The organism is Kineosporia sp. NBRC 101677 (assembly GCF_030269265.1).
GTDB lineage: Bacteria > Actinomycetota > Actinomycetes > Actinomycetales > Kineosporiaceae > Kineosporia > Kineosporia rhizophila.
This window is the reverse complement of sequence record NZ_BSTA01000003.1, coordinates 109,512-133,308: the sequence shown is the minus strand read 5'-3', so window position 1 is coordinate 133,308 and position 23,797 is coordinate 109,512. Positions and strand designations below refer to the sequence as shown.

At 70.2% G+C, this 23,797-nt stretch carries 25 protein-coding genes; 11 read left to right on the top strand and 14 right to left on the bottom strand.

Going from position 1 to position 23,797, the window contains the following annotated elements:
* Positions 1-34 precede the first annotated feature (34 nt).
* Complete coding sequence (locus QSK18_RS10190; protein ID WP_232812801.1) at positions 35-1,657, top strand: peptide chain release factor 3; 1,623 nt, start codon at positions 35-37, stop codon at positions 1,655-1,657.
* Positions 1,658-1,670: 13 nt separating this feature from the next.
* On the opposite strand, the gene QSK18_RS10185 is transcribed toward QSK18_RS10190, so the two are convergent.
* Positions 1,671-2,417 (bottom strand): hypothetical protein, encoded by a 747-nt coding sequence (locus QSK18_RS10185; protein ID WP_285618136.1) that lies wholly within the window; start codon positions 2,415-2,417, stop codon positions 1,671-1,673.
* Positions 2,418-2,504: 87 nt separating this feature from the next.
* Complete coding sequence (gene pdxY, locus QSK18_RS10180; protein ID WP_232812799.1) at positions 2,505-3,356, bottom strand: pyridoxal kinase PdxY; 852 nt, start codon at positions 3,354-3,356, stop codon at positions 2,505-2,507.
* 44 nt (positions 3,357-3,400) lie between these two features.
* Between pdxY and QSK18_RS10175 the strand changes: the two genes are divergently transcribed.
* Positions 3,401-4,015, top strand: coding sequence for a sugar O-acetyltransferase (locus tag QSK18_RS10175; protein ID WP_232812798.1), 615 nt, complete (start codon positions 3,401-3,403; stop codon positions 4,013-4,015).
* On the opposite strand, the gene QSK18_RS10170 is transcribed toward QSK18_RS10175, so the two are convergent.
* A complete protein-coding gene (locus QSK18_RS10170; RefSeq protein WP_232812797.1) occupies positions 3,981-5,015 on the bottom strand; it encodes an erythromycin esterase family protein in 1,035 nt (344 codons plus the stop codon). The genes QSK18_RS10175 and QSK18_RS10170 overlap by 35 nt on opposite strands.
* Before the next feature lie 56 nt (positions 5,016-5,071).
* On the opposite strand from QSK18_RS10170, the gene QSK18_RS10165 reads away from it, so the two are divergent.
* Entirely contained in the window at positions 5,072-5,527 is a 456-nt protein-coding gene (locus QSK18_RS10165) for an SRPBCC domain-containing protein (protein WP_232812796.1), read from the top strand.
* Here the strand turns inward: QSK18_RS10165 and QSK18_RS10160 are convergent.
* The 3 genes from QSK18_RS10160 to QSK18_RS10150 all read right to left on the bottom strand — a co-directional run bounded on the left by QSK18_RS10160 (position 5,512) and on the right by QSK18_RS10150 (position 8,249).
* On the bottom strand, positions 5,512-6,378 hold the full coding sequence (locus QSK18_RS10160; RefSeq protein ID WP_232812795.1) for a CPBP family intramembrane glutamic endopeptidase: 867 nt from the start codon (positions 6,376-6,378) through the stop codon (positions 5,512-5,514). The genes QSK18_RS10165 and QSK18_RS10160 overlap by 16 nt on opposite strands.
* An 88-nt stretch (positions 6,379-6,466) precedes the next feature.
* Positions 6,467-6,811, bottom strand: coding sequence for a metallopeptidase family protein (locus tag QSK18_RS10155; protein WP_232812854.1), 345 nt, complete (start codon positions 6,809-6,811; stop codon positions 6,467-6,469).
* 34 nt (positions 6,812-6,845) lie between these two features.
* Positions 6,846-8,249 (bottom strand): oligosaccharide flippase family protein, encoded by a 1,404-nt coding sequence (locus QSK18_RS10150; RefSeq protein WP_285618132.1) that lies wholly within the window; start codon positions 8,247-8,249, stop codon positions 6,846-6,848.
* 463 nt (positions 8,250-8,712) lie between these two features.
* Between QSK18_RS10150 and add the strand changes: the two genes are divergently transcribed.
* Together add and QSK18_RS10140 are read left to right on the top strand one after the other, a co-directional pair.
* On the top strand, positions 8,713-9,684 hold the full coding sequence (add, locus tag QSK18_RS10145) for an adenosine deaminase (protein ID WP_232812793.1): 972 nt from the start codon (positions 8,713-8,715) through the stop codon (positions 9,682-9,684).
* A 4-nt stretch (positions 9,685-9,688) separates the two neighbouring features.
* Positions 9,689-10,348: an IMPACT family protein gene (locus QSK18_RS10140; RefSeq protein ID WP_285618128.1), complete on the top strand. Its 660-nt coding sequence runs from the start codon at positions 9,689-9,691 to the stop codon at positions 10,346-10,348.
* On the opposite strand, the gene QSK18_RS10135 is transcribed toward QSK18_RS10140, so the two are convergent.
* Entirely contained in the window at positions 10,345-11,163 is an 819-nt protein-coding gene (locus tag QSK18_RS10135) for a helix-turn-helix domain-containing protein (RefSeq protein WP_232812791.1), read from the bottom strand. The two genes, QSK18_RS10140 and QSK18_RS10135, sit on opposite strands and share 4 nt — an antisense overlap.
* Before the next feature lie 132 nt (positions 11,164-11,295).
* Between QSK18_RS10135 and QSK18_RS10130 the strand changes: the two genes are divergently transcribed.
* Positions 11,296-12,036: an SDR family oxidoreductase gene (locus tag QSK18_RS10130; protein WP_285618125.1), complete on the top strand. Its 741-nt coding sequence runs from the start codon at positions 11,296-11,298 to the stop codon at positions 12,034-12,036.
* A gap of 60 nt (positions 12,037-12,096) precedes the next feature.
* On the opposite strand, the gene QSK18_RS10125 is transcribed toward QSK18_RS10130, so the two are convergent.
* The 6 genes from QSK18_RS10125 to QSK18_RS10100 form a co-directional block, all read right to left on the bottom strand.
* Entirely contained in the window at positions 12,097-13,791 is a 1,695-nt protein-coding gene (locus QSK18_RS10125) for a tetratricopeptide repeat protein (protein WP_232812789.1), read from the bottom strand.
* 33 nt (positions 13,792-13,824) lie between these two features.
* Entirely contained in the window at positions 13,825-14,016 is a 192-nt protein-coding gene (locus tag QSK18_RS10120; RefSeq protein WP_232812788.1) for a hypothetical protein, read from the bottom strand.
* Positions 14,017-14,063: 47 nt separating this feature from the next.
* Positions 14,064-14,846 carry a GTPase family protein gene (locus QSK18_RS10115; RefSeq protein WP_285618119.1) on the bottom strand — a complete coding sequence of 261 codons (783 nt, stop codon included), beginning with the start codon at positions 14,844-14,846 and terminating at the stop codon, positions 14,064-14,066.
* A gap of 56 nt (positions 14,847-14,902) precedes the next feature.
* Positions 14,903-15,526, bottom strand: coding sequence for a GTPase (locus QSK18_RS10110; protein ID WP_232812786.1), 624 nt, complete (start codon positions 15,524-15,526; stop codon positions 14,903-14,905).
* A gap of 113 nt (positions 15,527-15,639) precedes the next feature.
* Positions 15,640-16,131, bottom strand: a complete 492-nt coding sequence (locus QSK18_RS10105; RefSeq protein WP_285618116.1) for a hypothetical protein — start codon at positions 16,129-16,131, stop codon at positions 15,640-15,642.
* An 87-nt stretch (positions 16,132-16,218) separates the two neighbouring features.
* Positions 16,219-16,896, bottom strand: a complete 678-nt coding sequence (locus QSK18_RS10100; protein WP_232812784.1) for a Crp/Fnr family transcriptional regulator — start codon at positions 16,894-16,896, stop codon at positions 16,219-16,221.
* A 283-nt stretch (positions 16,897-17,179) separates the two neighbouring features.
* Here QSK18_RS10100 and QSK18_RS10095 point away from each other — a divergent pair, with 283 nt between their 5' ends.
* The 4 genes from QSK18_RS10095 to QSK18_RS10080 all read left to right on the top strand — a co-directional run bounded on the left by QSK18_RS10095 (position 17,180) and on the right by QSK18_RS10080 (position 19,245).
* A complete protein-coding gene (locus QSK18_RS10095; protein WP_232812783.1) occupies positions 17,180-17,470 on the top strand; it encodes an SCO0607 family lipoprotein in 291 nt (96 codons plus the stop codon).
* 75 nt (positions 17,471-17,545) lie between these two features.
* On the top strand, positions 17,546-18,049 hold the full coding sequence (locus QSK18_RS10090; protein WP_232812782.1) for a hypothetical protein: 504 nt from the start codon (positions 17,546-17,548) through the stop codon (positions 18,047-18,049).
* 57 nt (positions 18,050-18,106) lie between these two features.
* Complete coding sequence (locus QSK18_RS10085; RefSeq protein WP_232812781.1) at positions 18,107-18,643, top strand: RNA polymerase sigma factor; 537 nt, start codon at positions 18,107-18,109, stop codon at positions 18,641-18,643.
* Positions 18,640-19,245, top strand: a complete 606-nt coding sequence (locus QSK18_RS10080; RefSeq protein ID WP_285618112.1) for a hypothetical protein — start codon at positions 18,640-18,642, stop codon at positions 19,243-19,245. Before QSK18_RS10085 ends, QSK18_RS10080 begins: the two co-directional genes overlap by 4 nt.
* 68 nt (positions 19,246-19,313) lie before the next feature.
* On the opposite strand, the gene QSK18_RS10075 is transcribed toward QSK18_RS10080, so the two are convergent.
* Positions 19,314-20,765, bottom strand: coding sequence for a protein adenylyltransferase SelO (locus QSK18_RS10075; RefSeq protein ID WP_285618110.1), 1,452 nt, complete (start codon positions 20,763-20,765; stop codon positions 19,314-19,316).
* 171 nt (positions 20,766-20,936) lie between these two features.
* Between QSK18_RS10075 and QSK18_RS10070 the strand changes: the two genes are divergently transcribed.
* Positions 20,937-23,756 (top strand): TIM-barrel domain-containing protein, encoded by a 2,820-nt coding sequence (locus QSK18_RS10070; protein WP_232812778.1) that lies wholly within the window; start codon positions 20,937-20,939, stop codon positions 23,754-23,756.
* Positions 23,757-23,797: the final 41 nt, after the last annotated feature.

Below are 23,797 nucleotides of genomic sequence, written 5' to 3'. Positions count from 1 at the left end.
GTCAGCACCCCCGCAAAGCCGGGAGAATGGCCGGGTGAGCGCCGATACCCAGACCCCCGGACAGACCAGCGACGTAAGTCCCGCCCAGATCCTGGCCGAGGCGGCCCGGCGCCGCACCATCGCCGTCATCAGTCACCCCGACGCCGGTAAGTCCACGCTGACCGAGGCGCTGGCCCTGCACGCCAAGGCCCTGCGCGAGGCCGGGGCCGTGCACGGTCGCGGCGGCCGGGCCGGGGTGGTCACCGACTGGCAGGACATGGAGAAGCAGCGCGGCATCTCGATCAGCTCGGCGGTGGTGCAGCTGGACCACCGCGGGCAGGTGATCAACGTGGTCGACACCCCCGGGCACGCCGACTTCTCCGAGGACACCTACCGCGCCCTCACCGCCGTCGACGCGGTGATCATGCTGGTCGACGCGGCCCGCGGCATGGAGGTGCAGACCCGCAAGCTGTTCGGGGTGTGCAAGCAGCGCGGCCTGCCGGTGATCACGGTGGTGAACAAGTGGGACCGCCCGGGTCGCGAGGCCCTGGAGCTGCTCGACGAGATCGAGTCGGTGACCGGCCTGAAGGCCACCCCGATGACCTGGCCGGTCGGCATCGCCGGGGACTTCCGCGGGCTGCTCGAGCGGGGCACCGGCGCCTACGTGAAGTACACCCGGGCCCCGGGCGGGGCCACGCTGGCCCTGGAGGAGCGGATGAGCGCCGACGAGGCGGCCGCCCGGGAGGGCTCGGCCTGGCAGCAGGCCCTGGAGGAGCACGACCTGCTCACCGAGACCGGCGCCGACCACGACGAGGAGTCGTTCCTCGCCTTCCACACCACGCCGGTCTACTTCACCGCCGCGGTGGCCAACACCGGCGTCGGCCAGGTGCTCGACTCGCTGGTCGACGTGGCGCCCTTCCCTCACGACCAGCTCGACGTGGCCGGCGGCACCCAGACCGTGCAGGGCCGCTTCAGCGCCCAGGTGTTCAAGACCCAGACCGGCATGAACCCGGCCCACCGCGACCGCCTGGCCTTCGCCCGGATCCACTCGGGCGTGTTCCACCGCGGCATGACGGTGCGGGACAACCGCAGCGGCCGGCCGATGGTGCTCAAGCACGTGCAGACCGTCTTCGGCGCCGACCGCTCCACCGTGGACGTGGCCTACCCCGGCGACGTGATCGGCCTAGTCAACGCCCGGCACATCAACGTGGGCGACACCCTCTCCGAGAGCGGCCGCATCGCCTACCCGCCGCTGCCGGTCTTCGCCCCCGAGCACTTCCGCACCGTGCGCCCGAAGGATCTGGGCTCGGGCAAGCAGTTCCGGCAGGGCCTGCGCGAGCTCGACGCCGAGGGGGTGGTGCGGGTGCTGACCTCGGACTCGCGCGGCCACGGGGAGCCGGTGCTCAGCGCGGTCGGCAGCCTGCAGTTCGACGTGGTGCAGTACCGGATGAGCAACGAGTTCCGCTCGCCGGTCACCTTCAACGAACTGCCCTACACGGTGGCCCGGATCGTGGCCGCGGCCGACGCCCCGCTGCTGCGGGCCAAGCGCGACGTCGAGGTGCTGGAAGACGCCGACGGCACGATGTTCGCGCTGTTCACCGACGAGTGGCGGGTGCGTGGCATCGAGCGCGACAACCCCGGTCTGGAGCTGCAGAAGCTGGTCGCCACCAGCGTCTGATCCGGGTCTGGAGCTACCCGACCCCGTTGTGGATGAAGTAGGCCTTCTTCACCTTCTGCCGCTTCGGGGCCGGGAAGCTCTCGTCGTAGCTGCCCACCTCACCCACACGCACGGTCCAGACCGGCTTGGAGCGGTTCACACCGTGCCCGCCGGAGGAGAGCACGGCCAGGTCCTTGCCCGTGCGCTTCTTCGAGCAGACCTTGTTGGCACACAGGTAGATACCCTGCAGGCCGTCCTTGTGGGCCGGATAGGTGCCGCCGGTCTTGAGGTTCCAGCGGCTGCCGTCGGCCAGTTCCAGGGCCAGCGGACGCGGTGTTCTGGGGGCGCGGGTGGTGGCGGGGAGGTTCCGGACCGCCATGCTGCGCAGGGTCTTGGACCCGGGCGCGTTCAGGCACAGCAGCTGTCCGGCGTACTTGGGCGAGGACCAGCAGGCGTAGGCACCGAGAACGGTGGGCGGGCACTCGTAGGTGCCGTCGTTCAGGGCGAAGCTGGGGCTCATGGACTCGCTGCAGTCGATGCCGTCGTCGGGGTCGGCGTCCTCGTCACGGGGCTCCACGTCGGCCTTCCAGGCCTTCTTGAGGGCGCCGGAGGAGGTGAAGGGCGAGATCCGGACGATCTGGGTCGCCTTCTTGCCGGCCATGGGGATGACCTCGTTCGGGGAATGCTGCTGATGCGCCGAGGCGCTCAGTGCTCCCAGCGAAGTCAGGACGATCAGGCTGAGGGCGGCGGCGAGAGCGATGGTTCGCTTGAGGTTGGGCACCCTCGCAGATCGAACCGGGTGGCGCCGGGATGGTGTGGACCAGCCCGGCATCACCCGGTCGGACTAACCGTGCTCACCCAGGGTGCACTAGCGGACCTGCTCGGCCCCGAACTGCAGGCGCGGCGAGGCGTAGAACTCCTGTGCCTGCACCAGCTGCAGCTCGCGCTGCCCGGACTTGTAGGTCAGGTCGATCAGGTCGAACACGCTGGAGGCGGTGCGCTCCAGGGCCACCGACGCCTTGCCGGTCTGCCCCAGGTGAGCGGTGAACAGGGCCGCGGTGACGTCACCGGAGCCGTTGGCCTTGAACGGCAGGTGCGGGGTACGCACGATCCACGCGCCGCTGTCGTCGACCACCAGCATCTCGATGGTCCCCTCGGGGCGGTCGGGCCGCTCCACGCTGGTCACCAGCACGGTCGAGGGGCCCATCGCCCGGGCCAGGTCGGCCGAGGCCAGCGTCGACTCCAGGGTCGAGGGCTCGGTGCCGGTCAGGAACCCCAGCTCGAACTGGTTCGGGGTGATGATGTCGGCCACCGGGACCACCCGGTCGCGCAGCAGGTCGGGGATCTCGGGGGCGACGAAGCACCCCGAGCGGGCGTTGCCCATCACCGGGTCGCAGGCGTACACCGCCGCGGGGTTCGCGGCCTTGACCCGGCGCACCGCGTCGATGATCACGTCGGCGATGCCGGCCCCGCCCTGGTAGCCCGAGAGTACGGCGTCGATCTGCGGGAACACCCCGCGCTCCTCGACCCCCAGCAGGACCTCGGCCACGTCCGAGGGCGGGATGAGCGGACCGCGCCACGCCCCGTACCCGGTGTGGTTGGAGAAGTTCACCGTGTGCACGGGGACGACCTCGACCCCGATGCGCTGCAGTGGGAAGACGGCCGCGGAGTTACCGACGTGCCCGTGGGCGACCGCCGACTGGATGGACAAGACCTTCATCCTGCCCACCCTAGTGACTGTCCCGGCTGAGTAGGTTGGTACCCGTGGCCGAGGACCGGGAACAGGAAGTTCTGGAGCGCATCCGCCGCGGGCTGATCTACTCCGAGGGCGAGGCGTCCTTCCAGAACCACCGCCGCCGTCCCGAAGCGGTCTTCGAGTACAACCACACCCCGCCGGGCGAGGCCGGCCGCCGCCGGGAACTACTGCAGGAGATCTTCGGCTCGGTCGGTGAGCGCACCGTGCTGCTGCCGCCGTTCCACGCCGGCTTCGGCAGCAACGTCCACCTCGGCGACGACTTCTTCGGCAACGTCAACCTCACGTTCGTCGACGACGTGGAGATCCGTATCGGCCACGGCGTGATGATCGCCCCCAGCGTCACCCTGACCACCACCGGGCACCCGGTGCACCCGCAGCGCCGGGTCGACTTCGCCCGCTTCTCCGAGCCGATCGTGATCGAGGACAAGGTCTGGATCGGCAGCAACGCCGTGGTCCTGCCCGGGGTGCGGATCGGCTACGGCTCGGTGATCGGGGCCGGAAGCGTGGTCAGCCGGGACGTTCCGCCGATGGTGGTGGCGGTCGGCACCCCGGCCCGGGTACTGCGCCCGATCACCGACGGCGACCTGGTCACCCGGCAGGCCGAAGCGCAGTCGTGGGGCTGACCACCGGGAAGAACCGGACGGCGTCGAAGTTTAGCTTCAGCGAGGCCAGTTCGTAGTAGTGCTCCGCGTCGCGTGCCGGGTCGTAGAGGCCGGAGATCAGGCGCATCCGGGTGGGTGTGCCGGAAGCCTCGGTGACCAGGTACTCGGTGCCCGAGGTCAGCAGGTCGTGCTCGAGTGAACCGGGTTGTGGCGCGGGCACTCTCGCTCCGGCCACCACCCCCGAACCGAACGTCACATGAACGGCGCGGTAATCGTCCTCGATCCGGCTTCTCAACCGGGCGCCGAGCGGGTAGCCGGCCGCGACGTGGGCGCTGCCCTCCCAGAAGACGGTCCGCCGCCCGCTCTCCTGGTGCCAGGTCAGCAACCGGTCCGCGGTCTCGGTGTCGTCCTTCACCGCGTCGTAGCCGGCTCCGACGGCCCGGGCATGATGGTCGACGATCGCGGCGGCCAGTTCCTCGGCCTCCGGTCCCGCGCCCTGCACGAGTTCCTCTGCCTCGCGGGCCAGTTCGACGAACGGCGTACCGGGGTGCACCCCCATGGCGCGCTGCACATGCTCGCCGTTGGCGTGGGCCACCCGGATCACGTCGAACAGTGCGCGGACCCGCTCGGGGTTGCCCGACAGCTCGAGCACCCGGTCGTAGTCCGCGACCAGTACGCGTGAGCCGCCCACCCCGACCACGCGCACGGGATCGTCCTGGGCCTGGTTGAGCGTCCTGAGCCGGATGAGGGCGTCCCGGAACTCGACGGTCTGCCAAGGCCCCCACGCCTGGGGCAGCACGTGTTCCAGGGAGTCGATGCCCCCGGTGACGAACTGGTCGTACAGAGCGCCGACGCGCTGGTTGTCCCGGATCGCGATCGCCCGGAAGCCGCGCTGCAGCAGCAATCCGGTGACTTCTTCGACGAAGGCGAACGTCTCGGCGCCGGACCGGGTGGAGGTGCCGAGTCCGACGACGGCCGCGTCACCCACCTGCTCGGCCAGCTGCTGTGCGTATCCGGTCATGCGCCCCAGCCTGGATGCTCAACCCCGGTTGAGGTCAACCGGTCTAGGGTGACCGCATGCCCCGTACCGATGAGGCCGCCCGTACCGTGGCCGCCACCCCGGAACAGGTCTTCGAGGCGTTCGTCTCCAAGGACGCGCTGCTTCAGTGGCTGCCGCCCGAGGGGGCCACCGGCCGGTTCGAGCACTTCGACCTGCGGCCCGGCGGCTCCTACCGGCTGCGGCTGACCTTCGAGGGCGCCGCGGGCAAGACCACCGCCGACTCGGACGTGGTGCTGGTGCGCATCGTCGAGCTGGTGGCGGGGGAGCGGCTGGTGCAGGCCGTCGACTTCGACTCCGAAGACCCGGAGTTCGCCGGCACCATGCTGATGACCTGGCAGGTCTCGCCCGCACCGGAGGGCGGGGCGCTGGTCCGGATCCGGGCCGACGACGTGCCCGACGGCATCTCGGCGGCCGATCACGCCGCCGGGCTCGCGTCGTCGCTGGACAACCTGGCCGCCTACCTCGCCGGCTGAACCGGCTGGACGGGCTGAACGGGCCGGGGCCGGGACCGCCAGGCCCAGACCGCGACCAGGGTGAGCGGGATGCAGCCGATCAGGTTGACCTGCGAGGAGCTGAGCTGCCCGGTCTCGGTCATCAGCAGCCCGGGGAACGACCAGAGCACGAAGTTGTTCCCGGCGTGGGCCAGGCTCGGTACCCAGATGCTGCCGCTGCGGTCGTAGAGAGCGGTGAAGACGGCCTGCAACGGGAAGAAGATCGCGGTCCAGCAGAGCAGGCCGACCAGCACGTTGTCGAACTCGGCGTAGTCGGTCCAGGCCAGCGGGTAGTGCCAGGCCGCCCAGACGAACGAGGTGGCCAGCAGCGACATCAGCTGGTTGCCGGGCAGCAGACGGGGCCGCAGGTAGCCGGTCCAGCCGAACTCCTCGCCCCAGAACAGTGGCATGCAGACCACGCTGAGCAGCATCAGGGCCCCGACGGTGACCGGGAGCGGCATTCCGCCCAGACCCTCCTGGAGCTTGGAGTCGTCCCACTCGTACCAGCCGAACAGCACTGCGGTGCCGACGATCCCGCCGCTGAGCAGCAGGGGCCCGACCAGTGCCAGCAGGTACTGCTTCCAGGCCCGGCGCAGGCGCAGCGGCAGACCGGCGTCGGCGAAGCCTTCCTTGGTGACCCATTTCCGCACGATCACCGCGGCGACGGCCGGCACGATCGCCGGGCCCAGCTGGACCAGGGGGTTCTGCAGCGACCAGCCGAACACGACTCTCTCGACGAAGCCGATCCCCCAGGTGGCGGCGAAGGTGATGAGCAGGAAGGCACGCACGCCCTGGCGCCGCAGCTCTTCATCGGTGCTGAGTGCAGGAATCATGCGGACCAGCCTGTTTCACGGCTTCGGCCCGGAGAATCCGGATCTCCACCGGTTGTGAAGGGGGTCTGCCCCCTTCACAACCGCCGGTTCAGCTCCACCCGAGCTCGTGCAGCCGCGCGTCGTCGATCCCGAAGTGGTGGGCCACCTCGTGGCGCACGGTGATCCGGACCTCCTCGGCCACGTCCTGCTCGGTCTGGCAGATCCGCAGCGTGGGATTGCGGAAGATCAGGATCCGGTCGGGCAGACTGCCGGCCGCCCACCAGTCACCCCGCTCGGTCAGCGGCGTGCCCTCGTACAGGCCCAGCAGGTCCGGCTCGTCGGCCGGGGCCTCGTCCTCCACCAGCACCACCACGTTACGCATCTGACGGGTCAGCGCCGCCGGGATCTCGTCGAGGGCCAGCGACACCAGCCGCTCGAACGCTTCACGGGTCATGTCCACCACGGGCTGATCCTCCCTCATCGACGGGTCAGGGCCGGCGGTGCTGCTCCCACGTCTCCTCGGTCACCTGACCGGCGAAGAGCTGCTGCTCCGGTTCCTCCCGGGCCCAGCGCTCCTGCTCCTCGTGCCCCTGCTCGTCCGGGTCCGGGTCCGGGTCCGGCCCGGCCTCCTGGGCCACCCAGTCCCGCGGCATGGCGTCGGCCTGCAGGAAGATCACCCAGCAGGCCACGAACCCGGTGACCTGTGCGGCGGCCATGCCCCAGGCCGCGCCCTCGGCGCTGCCCAGCCAGCCGCCGACCGAGCCGAGCCCGAGCATCAGCGGGGCCTGCACGAAGGTCACCCGCAGCATCTGGTCGGCCCGCCGCAGGGCCTTCAGGCCCAGGCTGGCGCCCAGCACGAAGCCGACGGTGACCGTGATGATGCCCATCGGCAGCATCACCGAGCGGGCGCCGTCCCAGCTCTCCCCGAGGATCTCCACCCCGATCGAGGACGGGACGAACAGCAGGATCAGCAGCCAGGCCCCGGTCATCCCGCCGATCAGGAAGCTCATCAGCAGCGCCGGGCGGACCAGCGAACGGCCCGACATGGCGATCCGGGTGAGCGTGGGCAGGGCCGCCGAGGAGACCCCCGAGAACAGCAGGTTCAGCGGGCTGAACAGGGTCTGGGCGGCCCGGATGGCGCCGATCGCGCGGTTGCCCACGATCACCGCCACCACGTAGGAGACCAGCGTGGTCGCACCCTGGTTGAAGGAGAAGTCGGCGGCCATCTTCAGGTTCAGGTCGCGGGTCTCGCGGAACCAGGCCATCGTCTCGCCCGGGTTCGGCAGGACCCGGGTCTGCCCGACGCCCATCACGGCGCCGACCAGCGCGCCCACACCCCAGGCGAGGGTGATCAGGAAGAGCGAGCGCTGGTCCTGGCTGATCAGGAGGCCGAGCAGGGCGAACTGGATCACGGTGCGCACGGCGTCGTTGGCGGTGGCGGTGCGGGGCCGGCCGGAGGCGAAGAACAGGCTGCGCCAGGTCTCCTGCAGCATCAGGCCGGGCATGGCGATGCCCAGGCCGAGGATCGCCAGCACCGCCTGCCGGTCACTGCCGATCCCGTGCATCACCGCGGCTGCGGCGACACAGACCAGCCCGGTGAGGACACCGAACGTGATCGCCGAGCCGGCCGCCTGCCGGGAGGCCTGCCGGCGCACCTGCGGGTCGGCGTCGGTGAAGCGGACGACGTACGGGTCGCCGATGCCGGCCCGGCCCAGGCCGATCAGGAAGGTGAAGGTGACCAGCATCAGCCCGAACGAGCCGTAGTCGTCGTCGCTGAGCGAGCGGGCCATCACGATCGACAGCGCGAAGTTGGACAGGCTGGCCAGGGCCTGGTCGCCGAAGGTCCAGACGATCCGGCTCTTGCCCGACTCCCGGCCCGACTCCTCGGTCACAGCCGTCGGTCACCGGTGGCGGGACCTGACATGGGCGTACTCCTTCGCATCGCGGTCGGCGGGCCGGGTGGCTCCGCCGGACGATCGACCAGCACGTCGGCAGGCGGTTCGATCGGGCTCCGGGCTCCGTACGGTGCTCCGGCGCGTCAAACTACCCGGCCATCTCATAAGACCTGCTTAACTGCTCAGCGCGTTCTCAGCCGCCGGACAAGGGCAAAGAGCCTTTACGGACGGGATGCCCGGGTTCCGGCCGATGCCTCCGGTCGGGTGGGGGCCGGTTCGCGGGAACCGGGGCCGCGGTCGGCGTGGGCTACGATTCCGGCGTGATCCCCCCGACGGCCCTGCGCGTGGTGCGCCCCGCTGTCGTCTTCGGTGACCACTCGTTCCGCCAGGACTTCTACCAGTAGGCGAGCCGACCCGTCCTCAGTTGTCGCTGTTCGCTCCCTGCCGGAAGGTTCTCTTCGTGCTGTCTGCACCCACCCTGATCGATCTGCACCGTCATCTCGAGGGCGCGCTGCGGGTCCCGACCATTCTCGAACTGGCCGCCCGCGACGGCCACCCGCTGGCCGGTGCCGCCGACCCGGAGGACCTGCTGGTGGCCTCGGGCCCGCTCGGCGGTCTGGTGCCGTTCCTGACCAAGGTGGATGCCGCCCCCTCGGCCTTCTCCCGCCTGGAAGACTGGGAACGCGCCGCGCACGAGGTGGTTTCGGATGCGGCGGCCGACGGCCTCAGCTACCTGGAACTGCGCTTCAGTCCGTGGTTCGTCCGGCAGGAGAGCGGCCTGGCGCCCGAAGGGGTGATCGATGCAATTGTGGACGGGGTGTCGGCGGCCTCGCGCGAAAGCGGGCTTCCGGTCGGGTTGATCGGGATCCTGCTGCGGGATCTCGGCCCCGAGCAGGGGGTGGCGCAGGTCGAGACCCTGCTCTCGCGCCGCGACGTGTTCTGCGCGGTCGACCTGGCCGGCAACGAGGCCGGAGTGCCGGCCGCGGAGTTCGCCCCGGCCTTCGCCCGGGCCCGCGACGCCGGCCTGCACGTCACCGTCCACGCCGGCGAAGCGGCCGGGCCGCAGAGTGTCTGGGACGCTGTGACGTACCTGGGGGCCGAGCGGATCGGGCACGGGGTGCGGTCGGTGGAGGATCCGCAGCTGCTGGAACACCTTGCTGCCCGCGGGATCACGCTGGAGGTGGCGCTGACCAGCAACCTGCACACGTCGGTCGTGCCGGGCTACCGCGAGCACCCTGTGCACGCCCTGCTCGCCGCCGGGGTTCCCGTGGCGCTGGCCACGGACGACCCGCGGGCATCGGCGATCACCCTCTCGGGTGAGTACGAGGCCGCCCGGCACCAGGTCGGGCTGAGCGAGGACCAGATCGAGCTCATCCGCCGGGCGGCGTACGAGGCACGGTTCCTGAGCCCGGGCGAAAGCCTCGTACAGTAACGGCGTGGACGTTCCCGACCCGGCCCCGGCGCGCTACCCGTCCACCATCGCCGCACCGCTGGAACACGAGCTGGTGATCAAGAAGTCCCGCTTCATCGCCCAGGTGGCCCCGGCGCGGACCACGGAAGAGGCCGAGGCCGTGATCGCGGCGGTGCGCAGGCAGTACTGGGACGCCCGGCACCACTGCGTCGCCCTGGTCATCGGTACGCACGCCGACCAGCAGCGGTCCTCCGACGGCGGCGAACCGTCCGGCACTGCGGGCGTGCCCATGCTCGAGGTGCTGCGCCGCCGTGAGCTCACCGATCTGGTGGCCGTGGTGGCGCGCTACTTCGGCGGGGTGAAACTGGGCGCCGGCGGCCTGGTCCGGGCGTATTCGTTGGCCGTTTCCGAGGCGCTCGACGCGGCGCGGACCGTGCGGCGCACCCCGGCGGTGCGGATCGCGGTCGAGGTCCCGCACACGGACGCCGGTCGCCTCCAGTCGGTCCTGCGCGAGTGGGCCGACCACCACGAGGCCCAGATCGAGGACGTGTCCTACGCCTCGAGCGCCACGCTCACCCTGCTCGTGCCGCCCGCCCACCTGGTCGCGCTCGACGCGTCGCTCGCCGCCGCGAGCGCGGGCCGGCTGGTCGCGGTGCGGGGTGAGACCGTGGTGATGGAAAGCTAGTCGAGCTCGGCGGCGAGAGGTCCGAGCAGGCCGAGTTTCCCGGCGGACTCACTGCCCTGGTCGGCGTAGTAGACCACCAGGGTCAGGCCGTCGAGCGGCAGCTTGTCGCGGTGCAGCTGCAGACGGCCCAGGCCGGGGTGCTGCACGGCGACCGTGCCGCCCATGAGCCGGCTCACGTCGTGGCGGGCCCACAGCGTCCGGAAACGGTTGCTGGCCAAGGAGAGTTCGCCGACCAGCTCGATCACCCGCGGATCGTCGGTCCGGTCACCGAGCGAGCCGCGGAAGGCGGCGACGAAACCCTCCACGGCGCCCTCCCAGTCGTCGTGGAACTCCCGCTCCTGCGGGTCGAGCAGGAGTGAGCGCAGCCGGTTGTGCCCGGGCGCCAGGCGCGGTGAGAAGGCGAGGGCGAGCCGGTTGGCGGCCAGCACGTCGAAGTAGCGGCCCTCGACGAAGGCGGGAACCTGCAGCGCGGCGAGCAGATGGTGGGCCCGGGCGGGTACCTTCTCGGCGCGCGCCGCCCTTCTCGGGCGAGGCCGGGGTGTGCCCAGCCCCAGCAGGTACTCGGCCTCCACCTCGTCCAGTTGCAGCACCCGGGCCAGGGCCTGCAGCACCTGCAGCGACGGGTTCTTGTCCCGGCCTCTTTCCAGACGCAGGTAGTAGTCAGCGCTGATCCCGGCCAGCAGGGCCACCTCCTCGCGGCGTAGCCCGGGCACCCGTCGCCCGGAACCGCCCGGCAGGCCGAGCTGCTCGGGGGTGACCAGGGCCCGCCGGGCCCGCAGGTACTCGCCCAGCCGGTTCTCCTCGTCGGTGTCCACACCTCGACCCTAACCAGGGCCGGCCCAGGCTGAGGGGCCCTGTCACTCCCCGGATCGGCGGGGTCCTTCCGCGATGGTCCCGCGCGGCGAAAGCTTGGGCTGGTCAGCACATCCGAGCAGGCAGGAACAGACATGAACATCAGCGGACGTACCGCCCTCATCGTCGGCGGAACCTCGGGCATCGGCCTGGGCCTGGCCCAGCGACTCGTGCAGGCCGGCAGCACCGTGGTGGTCGGCGGCCGCGACACCGGCAAGGTCGAGGGCCTGCCCACGGTGCAGATCGACGTGACCGACCCGCAGTCGGTGCTGCGGGCCCGCGACGAGGTCCTGGCCGCGCACCCCGACCTCGACCTGGTGGTGACCATGGCGGGCGTCCTGATGAGCGAGGACCTGCGTGACCCCGCCCACTTCGCCCAGAGCGAGACCAGCATCGCGGTCAATCTGCTGGGCACCATCCGCGTCGTCGACGCCTTCACCCCGCACCTGCTGGCCCGGGGCCGCGGCGACATCATGACCGTCAGCTCCGGCATCGCCTTCATGCCCTTCCCGCTGATGCCCGGCTACGGCGCGTCCAAGGCCGGCGTGCACGCCTACACCGTGGCCCTGCGCGCCCAACTGGCCGGAACCGGCGTCCAGGTGACCGAACTCGTCCCTCCGGCGGTGGCCACGGCCGGGCAGGAGAAGGTCAACCCGGCCGCCCTGCCGCTGGAGGGCTACCTGGACGAGGTCGTGGGCCTGCTCACCCAGGAGCCGCAGCCACAGGAGATCGTCGTCGAAAAGGCCCAGTACCTGCGCTGGGCCGAACGTGACGGCACCTACGCCGAACTGCTGGAACGCCGCTCCCAGGCGCTGGGCGGCCTCCCGGGACGCTGAGGACGTCACCGGGCCGGGCCCGGTCGGATCAGCCGCACGGAGAACTTTGTCGGGAACGCCTCACGTCCGGGTCCGCTCCCAGTCGGACAGCGCCAGCCGGTAGCGCTTCTCCGGCAGCAGACCGTTCTCCCGCAGTCGGTCCAGCGCCAGGTTCCCGTTCGCGTCCCGCACAGCCCGCAGGACCGCCCAGCCGGCATAGAGCGGACCGCGGGCCTCGCCCCGCACGTGGGCGTCGATCGCCATCTCGGTCAGCGTGAAGGCGTTCTCCGGGTTCACCTGGTAGGCCTGCTGCAGACAGGAGCGGGCCTCGTCGAGGGCCCCGAGGTCGCGGTGAGCCGTGTACAGGCCCATCAGCAGGGCATGTTCCAGGGCCGCGGAGTTCAGCGCCATTGCCGAGGAAGGATCGCGTCGCACCACCGTCAGGGCCCGGTCCAGATGGTCCCGGGCGCTCATCGACTGCCCGCGCGCGACCTCGAGGTGGCCCAGTCTCAGCCCGGCGTCGGGATTCAGCGGGCGCACCCGCGCCACCTCGCGCCAGAGAGCCTCGGCAGGCCCGGCGCCGGCCAGGATCTCCTGGCAGTCGCCCAGCCGCAGCAGAGCCACGGCCCACGCGTCGCCGCCCGGTGGGGTGGCGGCCAGGGCCTGCTGCAGATCGCCGGCGGCCCGGGCGAACTCACCGTCCTGGTACCAGGCCTCGGCCCGCAGCATCAGCGGTTCCACCACGCTCTGGACCGGCTGGCTGCCGTGGCCGAGCAGTTCGTCGACCATCTCACGGCAGGCCGCCCCGAAACCGCCTGTCGCGAGCAGGACGCGGGCCACGGCGACCCCGATCGCGAAGGTGCCGGGTACGGTCGCCATGGCCAGGTTCAGGTGCGCGAGCGCGGCACCGGGCCGGCCGTCGGCGGTCAGCCGGGCCGCCTCGGTGATCATGGCCTGGATCTCCTGGAAGCCGACCCGGACCTGCTCCGGGGTCAGGGGCGCCCGGCGCCCGGCCCGCCAGGCATCGATCGTGGCCTGCACCTCGGCCCCCGTGACGGCCTCGTCGGGTGCGGGGCCGCTGAGGTTCGCCGCCCAGCCCGGGACGAAGACCGGCAGCGGCGTGCCCACCCGGAACGTTTCCGGAGCACCGGGGAGAGCCGGGGGACCGGCCGGCTGGGCCGTGACCGACCGGTCAGACACGTAGATGAAGGCCTGGGCCTCGAAGCTCTTGCGACGGACGTAGGCCGGCCAGAACCAGTTTCGGTCCAGCGCGGTGACGCCTTGGCGCACGACGTCCTGGTAGAGCTGGCCGGACACGATGAGCGCCAGGTCCGCGGCGGGGTAGCGGTCCAGTGACTGTCGTAGTTCGTCACTGTCGACCAGTCGGCTCGCACTGATCACCGCGTCGCTGGACCACCCCAGGGCACCGGTACGGATCGTGCCTCGGGTCAGGCCGACCCGGACCCGCAGGCGCCCTCCCGGAGGTGAGCCCTGGTTGCGCCGGCGCAGGGACAGGATCAGCGACAGAACGAGGATGCCGATCGTCCTGCCCTCGACGATGTCCGGCGGGAACACCAGAAGGGCGCCGTCACCGCTGTACTCGGCGGGCAGTGGGCCTGCCGCCGGGACAGCGGTGACAGCAGCCCGGTGCAGCGCCTCGGCCAGGTCGCGGGCCAGTGCCTCGCGATCGGCGGCGCTGCCCCGGCGGCTCCAGCTGACGATGTCGACGCAGGCGCACAGGCTGCTGGCTCCCTCGACCAGCCGGCCACCGGACATGTTCGCTCCAGTCTGTCCCGGGCGGGACGGGTCTCAGGTGAAGGCGTCGCGGACGATCTTCCACAGCTTGTGGATGTCGGCGATCATCCGCAGGATCGCCGGGGCGTTGTCGGTCAGCCAGTCCAGCAGGGCCTCGACGTCGTCCAGAATCCTTCTGCGCTTCTTCTTCTTGAGTTCCCCGAGCATGCTGATCACCCGGGCTTCCTCACTCGCACTCAGTGCCATCCGAGCACCTCCTGATGCCTGTCGAAGTTCGGGAGAGGGAACACCGCTCAGTTCTCCCCGTGTTCGGCCCGCCACCGGGCGACGAACTCCTGCACGTCGGGATCGGCCAGTTCGAAGGGGTCGGCGGTCTCCTTCGGGAGCTTCCAGGCCACCTTGCCGGCCGCCTCGACCAGGGTCAGCATCAGGTCGTCGAGCCGGTAGCGCTTCTCCGCCGAGTAGTAGTTGACCGAGTCGGCCCCCAGTTCGGGGACCTGGTCCCGCAGGTGCCGGGCGATGTCCTGGCAGCGGCCCTGAATACTCTTCTCCATGACCGGTTCCGGATAGTTGAGCCGCTCGTCCCACTGCACCGGCTTCATCAGGTCGACCTTGTTCAGGCCGACCACGAGCTGCTTGACCTTCCCTCCGCCGCGCCCGGCCTGCAGGGCGGGGACCACCAGCTCGGAGAAGATCCGCTGGTCCTCGCCGAGGATCCGCTCGCTGGCCTGCATCACGTAGAGCACGACGTCGACCTTCGGCAGTTCCTCCCGGTAGATCTCCTCGAAGACCGCGTCCTCGGCGAGGCCCTCGCCGAGCCCGGGCATGTCGACGACGTGCAGGATGCCCCCGCCGCGCAGTTCGAACTCCTTGTGGCCGGCCTCGGAGGTGCCCCTCAGAGCGTGACTCACCTTCAGCCGGGCCGAGAACAGATTGTTGATCGTCGTGGTCTTGCCCACTCCGGCCTTGCCGATCACGGCGATCCGGGGCGGGTTGGTCGCACGTTCGCGACTGATGACGTCACCGAGTTTCTGGGCGGCCTCGGCGCCCAGTATGCCGTGCAGTTCGCTGTTCACCTTTCCTGATCGAGTGAGCTCGAAAAAGCCCTTCAGAAGGGACGATCGCTTCTCCATCAGTCGATTCCTCCGTGTTCTGCGGATGTTCCGGCCAGCTGGTCGAGCGCCCGGCGTATCCTCTGGCCGACCCGGTCGAGCCCCCACTGCCGGGCGCTGGAACAGGCGATGACGTCCTGGGCCGAGAGTCGGGAGGTGTAGGGCGAGAACTTCTGCAGCAGGTTCGCCGCCTGGTCGGCGAGGGCCTGCTCCTGTCCGGGGGAGGGCCGGTCGGTCCCGGCGTCCCAGTCGTTCGGGCCGATCTCGTCGGCGTGGGTCATGGCCAGGGTGATGCTCGTGCCGGCCCGCATCTCGTGGTCCAGGTCGGCGAGGGCGAGCTGGTCCGGCCGGAACACCCGAGGGTGCGCCGCGACCACCCAGACCACGTGGTCGGCGGTGGGCAGCAGGTCGCGGTACTGCTGCCGGTAGGTGGATTCGGTCTGCAGGCTCTCACCGAAGCCCGGGGTGTCGAGGATCTCCACCTCCAGCGGTGGGTCCCACGAGGGACGAATCAGTTTCGCCCGGACCTGCTGGACGTCGAGTGTCGTCGCCCGGAAGTTCCCGGTCGGCAGCGAGAGCCCGGTCAGGCCGTTGATCAGGGAGGTCTTCCCCGCCCCGCACTTGCCCAGAAAAGCCAGTCGCACCGCTCCTCCTCGGATTCGGTCAGCTGGTGCTGTGACGATGAAAGGTCTACCCGCCCGCCGCGGGGCGAACACCGACCTTTTGCGGCGTTCGTGCGAATGCCGCAATGGGGCGCTCAGGGGGTCTCGATCCGGACCGCAACCGGCTGGCCGGAGACGTACAGGGACGTGGTCCGCGCCGGCGCCGCGATGACGCCGGTTGCGCGAGCCAGTTCGTCGTACAGGTGGCGAGGGGTGACGATCGTGAGAGGAGCTGCGTCTGTCACCGGAGTGAGCAGGTTCTGCATGAAATCCACGGTGGGGCCGGAGATCCCGGCGGCGTCCAGATAGGTCAGGCCCTCGTTCACCACCATCGTCAGTCGCCATCGGTCGTCCTCGTCGACCAGCCGCCGTACGGCCTGGACCAGAGCGGCCAGAACGTCGGGCTCGTCGACCCCGGGTGGGAACGCCCCGAGCACCGGTCCTGCCGGATCCGGTTGCCAGTAGAGCCGTTCCATCCGGATCTGGAGCGCGGCCCGGCCCAGGAGGCCGACGAGATCCTCCTGGTCTCCCGGGGCCCCGCGCACCAGGACACACAGGCGGCGGACTCCCACTGCGGCATCGTTCATGGCGCGCCGGTCCTTTCCGAGGGCCAGAGAGGGGACGCCGTCAGCCTGGGCCCGCCGGCCCGGCCCGACACCGACTTTCTGCGGGTTTCACAGATCCGAGGCGATCCGCCGCAGTTCCGCCTCGTCGAGCACGAAGATCTGCCGGTAGCCGGTCCCGATGATCTGCGCGTCCCGCAACTGGGCGAGCACCTTGTTCACCGAACGCTCGTCGGCTGCGACCAGGGCTGCCAGTTCGGACTGGTTCAGCGCCACCGCGATGCCGACGCGGTCGCCGCTGCGCATTCCCCAGTGGCTCACCAGCTCCAGCAGGACCCGGGCCAGCCTCCCGCGGACCGAACCGTCGACGTGGCCCAGTCGCTGGCGCACGGCCGCCCGCAGTCGCCCGGCGGTCACCGCGCTGACGGCCGCTTGGGCGTCGGGGTACCTGGTCAGGAACTCGACGAACGTGCGCGCCCGGATCACCACCGCGATCACCGCGCCGGCGGTGATCGCGGTGGCTGTACGCACGTCGCCCTCGATCGCCCCGAGCTCGCCGATCACGTCTCCGGTGCCACGGATGGCCAGGAAGGCGGAGCGCCCCCGGCCGCCGTCGGTGGTGGCGGTGATCTTCACGTAGCCGTCCAGCACGAGCACCACCTCATGGGCGTCCTCGCCCTCGCGCATCAGCACTCCGTCGGCTGCGAACTGCCTTCGACGCCCCAGCTGCAGCAGGTGCTCGCGGGTCTCCGGCTGCAGCCGGGCCAGGAAGCTTCCAGGGGGAAACACCCATGGCGAATCCATCACGCAGGTCCCACTTCTGTCGATGCCGGTCGGGGCGTCTGGCAGCACGGTCAGGGATCACTGCGCCTGATGATCGTGAGGCAGGTGAACGGATACACGTAGACAAAACGAGGAATATCCACCGAACGGTCAGGAGTGGCCGGTCCGGAGAGCGCTTCCGACTTAAGGCTGAGGGAGCCATCGGGTCGATGGGCCGGTGGACGGACGCGGCGAGGGCGCTCCGGGCGGCAGTGTTGTCCTGGCCAACGACGAACCAGAGGAGAACATCATGAGCAAGCGGTCCGGAACGAGGGTGGCAGTCGGCGGAGCGCTGGTTGCGCTGTTCTCCCTCACCGCCTGTGGGTCTGGGGAAAGTGTCTGCACGGACGACGAGTACCCGGTCGCGGCGATCGGTAGCACCGGGTCGGCCTGCGAACCGAACGGGCAGGAGCCGAGCGAGGGATATGTCAGATACCCCGAGGGCAAGGTTCCCGAGAAGGTCGACGACCAGTGGTACTCGTACTGGCAGGAGCACGTCCTGGACAAGGACGGGAACGAGAGCCCAGCGCCCGCAGAATGACGGCCGGTGAGTGAAAGAAGGGGTGCGACGGCGGACATGAGGGGGACGTAGAGAGCGAAACCTCAGGAGGAAGTCATGACCCGCCGCCCCACTCCTCAGCCCTGGTTCATTGCGATCGCCCTGGCCACCGTCATGGCCGTCGCCGTGGGTGGCTACCTGCTCACCCGCCCCGGTCCGGCCGAGGCCACCACAACTGTGGCCACGGTCGCCGCTTCCCCGGCCTCGGAGATCCCGACGTTCGAGGTGGGAGGAGTGGCGGCCAAGTGCGTCCGCCCGGTTGAGCCCAGCCATCTGCAAGAAGCCGATCTGGTCTTCGCCGGGGAGGTCACCGGCCTGGCCGACGGTCTGGCCGGCCTGCAGGTCACCCGCACCTTCAAGGGCGAGCCCGGGAGCGAGGTGCGGTTGCGGCAGCGGGGCGACTTCTCCGAGGCTCTGAGCGGCGGCGGTGACTTCGAGGTGGGACGTACCTACCTGCTCACGGTTTCTGACGGGGACGTGGCCGACTGCCTGAGCGGCGTGGCTGATGACCCATCGCTGCAGGAGAGCTACGACGCGGCGTTCCCGTCCGCGGGAAGCTAGGTTCGGCCTCCGTATGCACAGGTGAAAGGATCCCCGTCCGGTTGGACATACGGAGGCGTGGATTCAGTGGGTCGCGACGAGCGGCGGGCACAGTTCGAGGGCCTGATAGCCGCGCTGATGGAGCCGTTACGGCGGTTCCTGGCGCGGCGCACTGACCCGGCGACCGCCGAGGACGCGCTCTCCGAGACGCTGTTGGTGTGCTGGCGGCGTCTGGACGAGGTGCCCGAGCAGCCCCTGCCCTGGGCCTACGGGGTGGCCCGGAACTGCCTGGCCAACGCCGAGCGGAGCCGGCGTCGCCAGGATCGCCTGGTGGCCCGCATCGCCGTCCTTGACCCTCCGCGCCCGACCGGTGACCACACGTCCCCTGATCTGAGTGCTGCTCTGGAACTGCTGCGGCCGCAGGACGCGGAACTGCTGCGGCTGTGGGCCTGGGAGGACCTGACGGCCCCGGAGATCGCCCAGGTGCTGGGCATCTCGGTCAACGCGGCCACGATCCGGCTGCACCGGGCGCGAGAACGGCTGCGGGCCCAGTTGGAGTCGTCCGGCGATACGGGCGGCCACGACACCCCGGCGAAGGAGAGGAGGCAGCGATGACGTCCGACGACGAACTGCGCGAGCAACTGCGCGGAGCCGATCCCGCGCGGTCACTGCCACCTCTACCGGCCGAGAGTGTCTCGGCGTTGGCCGACCGGATCATGGACGAGGTTCCGTCTCCTTCGCGGTTCAGGCCACCTTCGCGGGGTCGTCGGGTCGGGTGGTCCGCCGCTGCAGCCGGTCTCGCGGCGGCCGTCGTGGCGGGTGTGGTGGTCAATCTGAGCGGTGAATCCGAGCCCGGTGTGCAGGCCGAGTCACCCGTGACCGAGCGGGTCGTGCTCGACGGTTCCGGGGCAGATAGCAAATGCCCCGCCCCGGAGGCGGCCGAACTACGCACAGTGGACGTCGCGGTGGAGGCAACTGTCCGCACCATCAGTGACGGGGTGGTCGCCTTGGCGGTTTCGCACGTCTGGGCCGGTCCCCAGTTCGATGTGCTGGAGGTCGAGCAGACCAGCGGGGCCAGCGAGTCTCTGCTCGGAGGCACGAGTTTTACGGAAGGGGAGACGTATTTGGTGGCCGCCGTGGACGGCCAGGTGCGGGGGTGCGGGTACAGCGGCGTGGCGTCGACTGAGCTGCGCTCCCTGTACGACGAGGCCTTCTGACCGAGTTTTCCTGACGTGGCCGCCGTTGTCGCCTGGTCGGCGACCTGAGCTGAGCAGCCGGCCGATGCTCAGGTACCGCAGAACGTGGTGTACGCCCCGAAGTCGGCCGGCGCGGCCTCCGCGTACCGTTCCAGCCCGGCCCGCTCGTCGTAAGGAGCTGCAACTGCCTCGAGCAGCTGTGCGAACGGGGCCAGGTCCCCGCTGGTGGCCGCGCTCAGAGCCTCCTCGACCAGGTGATTCCGCGGGATGTAGACCGGGTTCACCGTGTCCATCAGCGAGGCCTGCGGGTTCAGAGCCCTCCACCGGGACAGCCACTCGTCCGACAGCGCCGGCTCCGGGAACAGCCGCTGGACCGGCTCGGCGTCACCACGGGCTGCACCGGACAGGGAGCGGAAGAACGCGGTGTAGTCGACCCGGTGGGTCTGGAGCAGGCCCAGCAGCTCGGCGATCAGCTCGGCAACCAGCACGTCGTCCAGGCCTTCGGACAGCCCCAGCTTGGCCTGCATACCGACGATCCAGGCGTTCTGGTACTGCCCGGCGAAGCCCTTCAGGCTTTCCACCGCCAGCTCGACCGCCTTGTCCTGGTCGTCGTCGATCAGGGGCAGCAGGGTCTCGGCCAGGCGGGCCAGGTTCCACTCCGCGATACCCGGTTGGTTGCCGAAGGCGTAACGGCCGCCGTGGTCGATCGAGCTGTACACCGTGGCCGGGTCGTACGCGTCGACGAAGGCGCAGGGGCCGTAGTCGATGGTCTCGCCCGAGATCGTCATGTTGTCGGTGTTCATCACGCCGTGCACGAACCCGACCAGCATCCAGCGGGCCAGCAGGGTGGCCTGCGCAGCGGCCACCGCCTCGAACAGAGCCAAGTAAGGACGCTCGGCCTGGGCGGCGCTGGTGTGGTGCCGGTTGATGGCGTGGTCGGCCAGGCGGCGGAGCAGCTCCACATCTCCGGTGGCTCGCGCGTACTGGAAACTGCCGACCCGTAGGTGGCTGCTCGCCACCCGGGCCAGCACCGCACCGGGCAGAAGGGTCTCGCGCTGTACCTGACGCCCGGTGGCCACCACCGCCAGCGAACGGGTGGTGGGGATGCCGAGGGCGTGCATGGCCTGGCTGATCACGTATTCGCGCAGCATCGGGCCGACCGCCGCCAGCCCGTCGCCCCCGCGGGAGAAAGGCGTACGCCCGGAGCCCTTCAGGTGCAGGTCGCGAAGGCTGCCGTCAGCGGCGGTCAGTTCGCCCAGCAGCAGCGCCCGCCCGTCGCCCAGCCGGGGCGAGAACCCGCCGAACTGGTGCCCGGAGTAGGCCTGAGCCACCGGGGTGGCGCCCTCGGGAACGCTCCTGCCCAGCAGCAGTTGCACCCCTTCGTCGCTGCGCAGCCAGGCCGGGTCGAGACCCAGCTCCGTAGCAAGGGGTTCGTTGAGCACCAGCACCCGAGGCGCGGGGGCAGCATCGCCGGTGAAGGGAATCGCCATCTCGGGCAGTTCCCGGGCGAAGCGGTTGTCCAGTCGGAACGTGACGCTCATGCCTCCGAGCCTACGTCTGGCAGTTGGCCCTGCCACCACAGCCAGGCCCCGCCCCATTATTCACCGATTTGCCCGACTATGGACATCGTTGCCCTGTCGCGATAAGAATGCTGGCACCAACGCGTGTAGCTATTCCGCGCTCGACGGCGAGCGCCGAGAGGTGGGGCAAGGATGCCCGGTTCACGAAGGCGCCCGATGTGGATGCTGCTCGGCATCGCGTTGGCGGTGCTGCTCCCCGCAGTCGCGTTCGTACCGAACGCCCACGCCGTCGCCGGAGCCCAGGCGGTGATCTCCGGTCAGGCACGCTTCCAGGTGCTCTCGCCGACCCTGATCCGCACCGAGTACGCGGGCAACCAGGCGTTCGTCGATGCCGGGACCTTCAACGTGGTCGGCCGCGACACCTTCCGGACCCCGCGCTTCACCACCCGCACGTCCAAGGGCTGGCTGAACATCGACACCGGAGAGCTGCTCCTGCGCTACAAGGTCGGCTCGGGCCAGTTCACCGGGGAGAACCTGCAGATCAGCCTGAAAGCCGGCCGGCAGCAGGTGGAGGCCTCGCCGTGGGCCGGTCAGGGGGCGGTGAACTGTGTGTTCGGACGGCTCTGTGAGGCGGAGGCACTCTCGCTGAACGGACTTGCCTCGGCCGTCAACCATTCCGGCTACACCGGGAACGGTTTCGTGGCCGGCTACGAGGGGTCCGGCAACTTCCTGCGCTTCTCGGTCGAGGCGCCCTCGGCGGGGACGTTCCAGCTGGCCGTGCGCTACGCGAACGCACAGGGTGGCGACGGCCAGATCACCGAGCGCACCCTGCGTGCGGTGGTGGACGGCGACGCGGGCCGTCAGTTCACGTTGCCGCCTACTGCCGCCTGGAACGCCTGGTCGGTGGTCACCGTGCCCCTGGAACTGAGCGCGGGCCGTCACGAGGTGAAGATCGTTCGCGGCCCGGCCGAATCGGGAAACCTGAACGTCGACAGCGTCGCCGTCCAGGAGCCCGGGGCCGCGTACCCGGCACCGGGACCGCCAGAACCGGAGCCCTGCGCATTTGGGGACGTCTGTGAGGCCGACGGCGGCGAGCTCGCCGGCGGCGCGAAGAAGGCGGATGATCACAACGGCGCCTCCCAGGGCAGTTTCGTCGCCGGGCTGGAAGGTGTGACGGCCTCGGACACGCTGACCGTGACCGATGTGCCCAGAACCGGTTCCTACCGGATCCAACTGCGGTACGCCAACGGCAAGGCGGGTTCTCAACCCGTCCAGACGCGTTCGGTGAGTGCCCAGACCGAGGGTTCACCAGCGTCCCTCATCGACTTGAAACCGACCAGCGGCTGGGACTACTGGCGTACGGTCGCCGCGCCGGTCCAGCTCGCGGCCGGAACGAACCAGGTGAAGATCGGCTGCCCGACCGAGGCGAGCTGCCACATCAACCTCGACACCGTCGCGTTCACCCAGGCCGACTCCCCGCTGCTGGCGCCGCACGCACCGCTGGGGGGCTACCGGCGGGGCCTGGACGGCGTCGACGGAGTGGCCCGGACCGTGCCGGGCCTGCTGTTCCACGACGGCTGGTCACTGCTCGACGACACGGCTTCGGCCCTGTGGCAGCCTAAGTCGAAGAAGGTCACCCAGCGACCCGCGGTCCCGGGCGGCTACCAGGACGGCTACGTCTTCGGTTACGGGCAGGACTACGACGCCGCGCTCGCCGACCTGGGCAGGCTCACCGGGCCCACCCTTCTGCTGCCGAAGTGGGCCTACGGCGTCTGGTACGCGGAGTACTACGACCGTACGGCCGCCGACTTCCAGGACGTCATCGTGCCCCGCTTCAAGGCCGAGGGGGTGCCGCTGGACGTGCTCGTGGTCGACACCGACTACAAGACCCCCGACCTGTGGAACGGCTGGTCGATCGACAAGACCAAGTTCCCCGACCCCAAGGGCTTCTTCGACTGGGCCCGTAAGGAGGGGCTGCACACGACCCTGAACATCCATCCGAGCATCATGGGCAACGACCCCCAGTTCGCGGCCGCGCAGGACAGGGCCAAGGGCAAGCTGGCCCGCACCGGATGCAACGGCGGGCCCGACTGCTACACCTTCGACTGGGGTGATTCCGACCAGCTGGCCTCCTACCTCGAGCTGCACGACGAGATGGAGAGCTACGGCGTGGACTTCTGGTGGCTGGACTGGTGCTGCGATGCCTCCCAGTCCACGCTGCCCGGGGTCACCCCGGACGCCTGGATCAACCAGCAGTACGCCGATCGCAACGGGTTCGCGTTCAGCCGGGCGTACGGTTCGCTGCAGGCCGGCGGGTACGGGAACCCGGCGCCGCTGCCCACCGGTCCATGGGCGGACAAGCGGACCACGCTGCACTTCACCGGGGACACCACCTCGAGCTGGGCGTCGTTGCAGGCGCAGGTGGGTTACACGCCGGGGGAGGGAGTAGCGACCGGGCTGGCGGCGGTCAGCCATGACATCGGTGGTCACACCGGCGGACTGCAGGAGCCGGGTTCGGAGCCGGGGAGCACCAAGCTGCCGGACGACCTGTACGCCCGCTGGGTGCAGCTGGGCACGTTCCAGCCGATCGACCGGCTGCACTCCAACCACAGCGACCGGCTGCCCTGGCAGTACGGGCCGGCTGCGGAGGCATCGGCCAAGAAGTTCCTGAAGCTGCGCCGCACCCTGCTGCCCTACACCTACAGGGCGGCTCAGGAGGCCACCCGCACCGGCACCCCGATCACACGCCCGCTGTACCTGGCCTACCCCAAGGAGCAGGAGGCGTATGCCACCGCGGGAACGCAGTACCTGTACGGGCCTGACCTCCTGGTCGCCCCGGTGACCTCCCCGGGGACCAGCGCCACCACGTCGGTCTGGTTCCCACCCGGCAGCACCTGGACCGATGGCTTCACCGGCAAGAAGTACCGAGGCGGTACCACGGCCGAGATCACGAGCACGCTCGACACCATGCCGGTGTTCGTGCGCTCTGGCGGCAAGGTGCCCGGCTTCTGAGAGGAAAGGGCTGCCGGACCGACTGCCCGGCGAGGGCACTC

What these genes read in the sequence shown, in the direction of transcription:
- pdxY (WP_232812799.1), bottom strand. Translation starts at nt 3,356, where the DNA reads ATGAAGGTCTTGTCCATCCAGTCGGCGGTCGCCCACGGGCACGTCGGT.
- QSK18_RS10170 (WP_232812797.1), bottom strand. Translation starts at nt 5,015, where the DNA reads ATGACCGGATACGCACAGCAGCTGGCCGAGCAGGTGGGTGACGCGGCC.
- QSK18_RS10165 (WP_232812796.1), top strand. Translation starts at nt 5,072, where the DNA reads ATGCCCCGTACCGATGAGGCCGCCCGTACCGTGGCCGCCACCCCGGAA.
- QSK18_RS10160 (WP_232812795.1), bottom strand. Translation starts at nt 6,378, where the DNA reads ATGATTCCTGCACTCAGCACCGATGAAGAGCTGCGGCGCCAGGGCGTG.
- QSK18_RS10155 (WP_232812854.1), bottom strand. Translation starts at nt 6,811, where the DNA reads ATGACCCGTGAAGCGTTCGAGCGGCTGGTGTCGCTGGCCCTCGACGAG.
- QSK18_RS10130 (WP_285618125.1), top strand. Translation starts at nt 11,296, where the DNA reads ATGAACATCAGCGGACGTACCGCCCTCATCGTCGGCGGAACCTCGGGC.
- QSK18_RS10125 (WP_232812789.1), bottom strand. Translation starts at nt 13,791, where the DNA reads ATGTCCGGTGGCCGGCTGGTCGAGGGAGCCAGCAGCCTGTGCGCCTGC.
- QSK18_RS10120 (WP_232812788.1), bottom strand. Translation starts at nt 14,016, where the DNA reads ATGGCACTGAGTGCGAGTGAGGAAGCCCGGGTGATCAGCATGCTCGGG.
- QSK18_RS10105 (WP_285618116.1), bottom strand. Translation starts at nt 16,131, where the DNA reads ATGAACGATGCCGCAGTGGGAGTCCGCCGCCTGTGTGTCCTGGTGCGC.
- QSK18_RS10095 (WP_232812783.1), top strand. Translation starts at nt 17,180, where the DNA reads ATGAGCAAGCGGTCCGGAACGAGGGTGGCAGTCGGCGGAGCGCTGGTT.
- QSK18_RS10090 (WP_232812782.1), top strand. Translation starts at nt 17,546, where the DNA reads ATGACCCGCCGCCCCACTCCTCAGCCCTGGTTCATTGCGATCGCCCTG.
- QSK18_RS10080 (WP_285618112.1), top strand. Translation starts at nt 18,640, where the DNA reads ATGACGTCCGACGACGAACTGCGCGAGCAACTGCGCGGAGCCGATCCC.
- QSK18_RS10075 (WP_285618110.1), bottom strand. Translation starts at nt 20,765, where the DNA reads ATGAGCGTCACGTTCCGACTGGACAACCGCTTCGCCCGGGAACTGCCC.
- QSK18_RS10070 (WP_232812778.1), top strand. Translation starts at nt 20,937, where the DNA reads ATGCCCGGTTCACGAAGGCGCCCGATGTGGATGCTGCTCGGCATCGCG.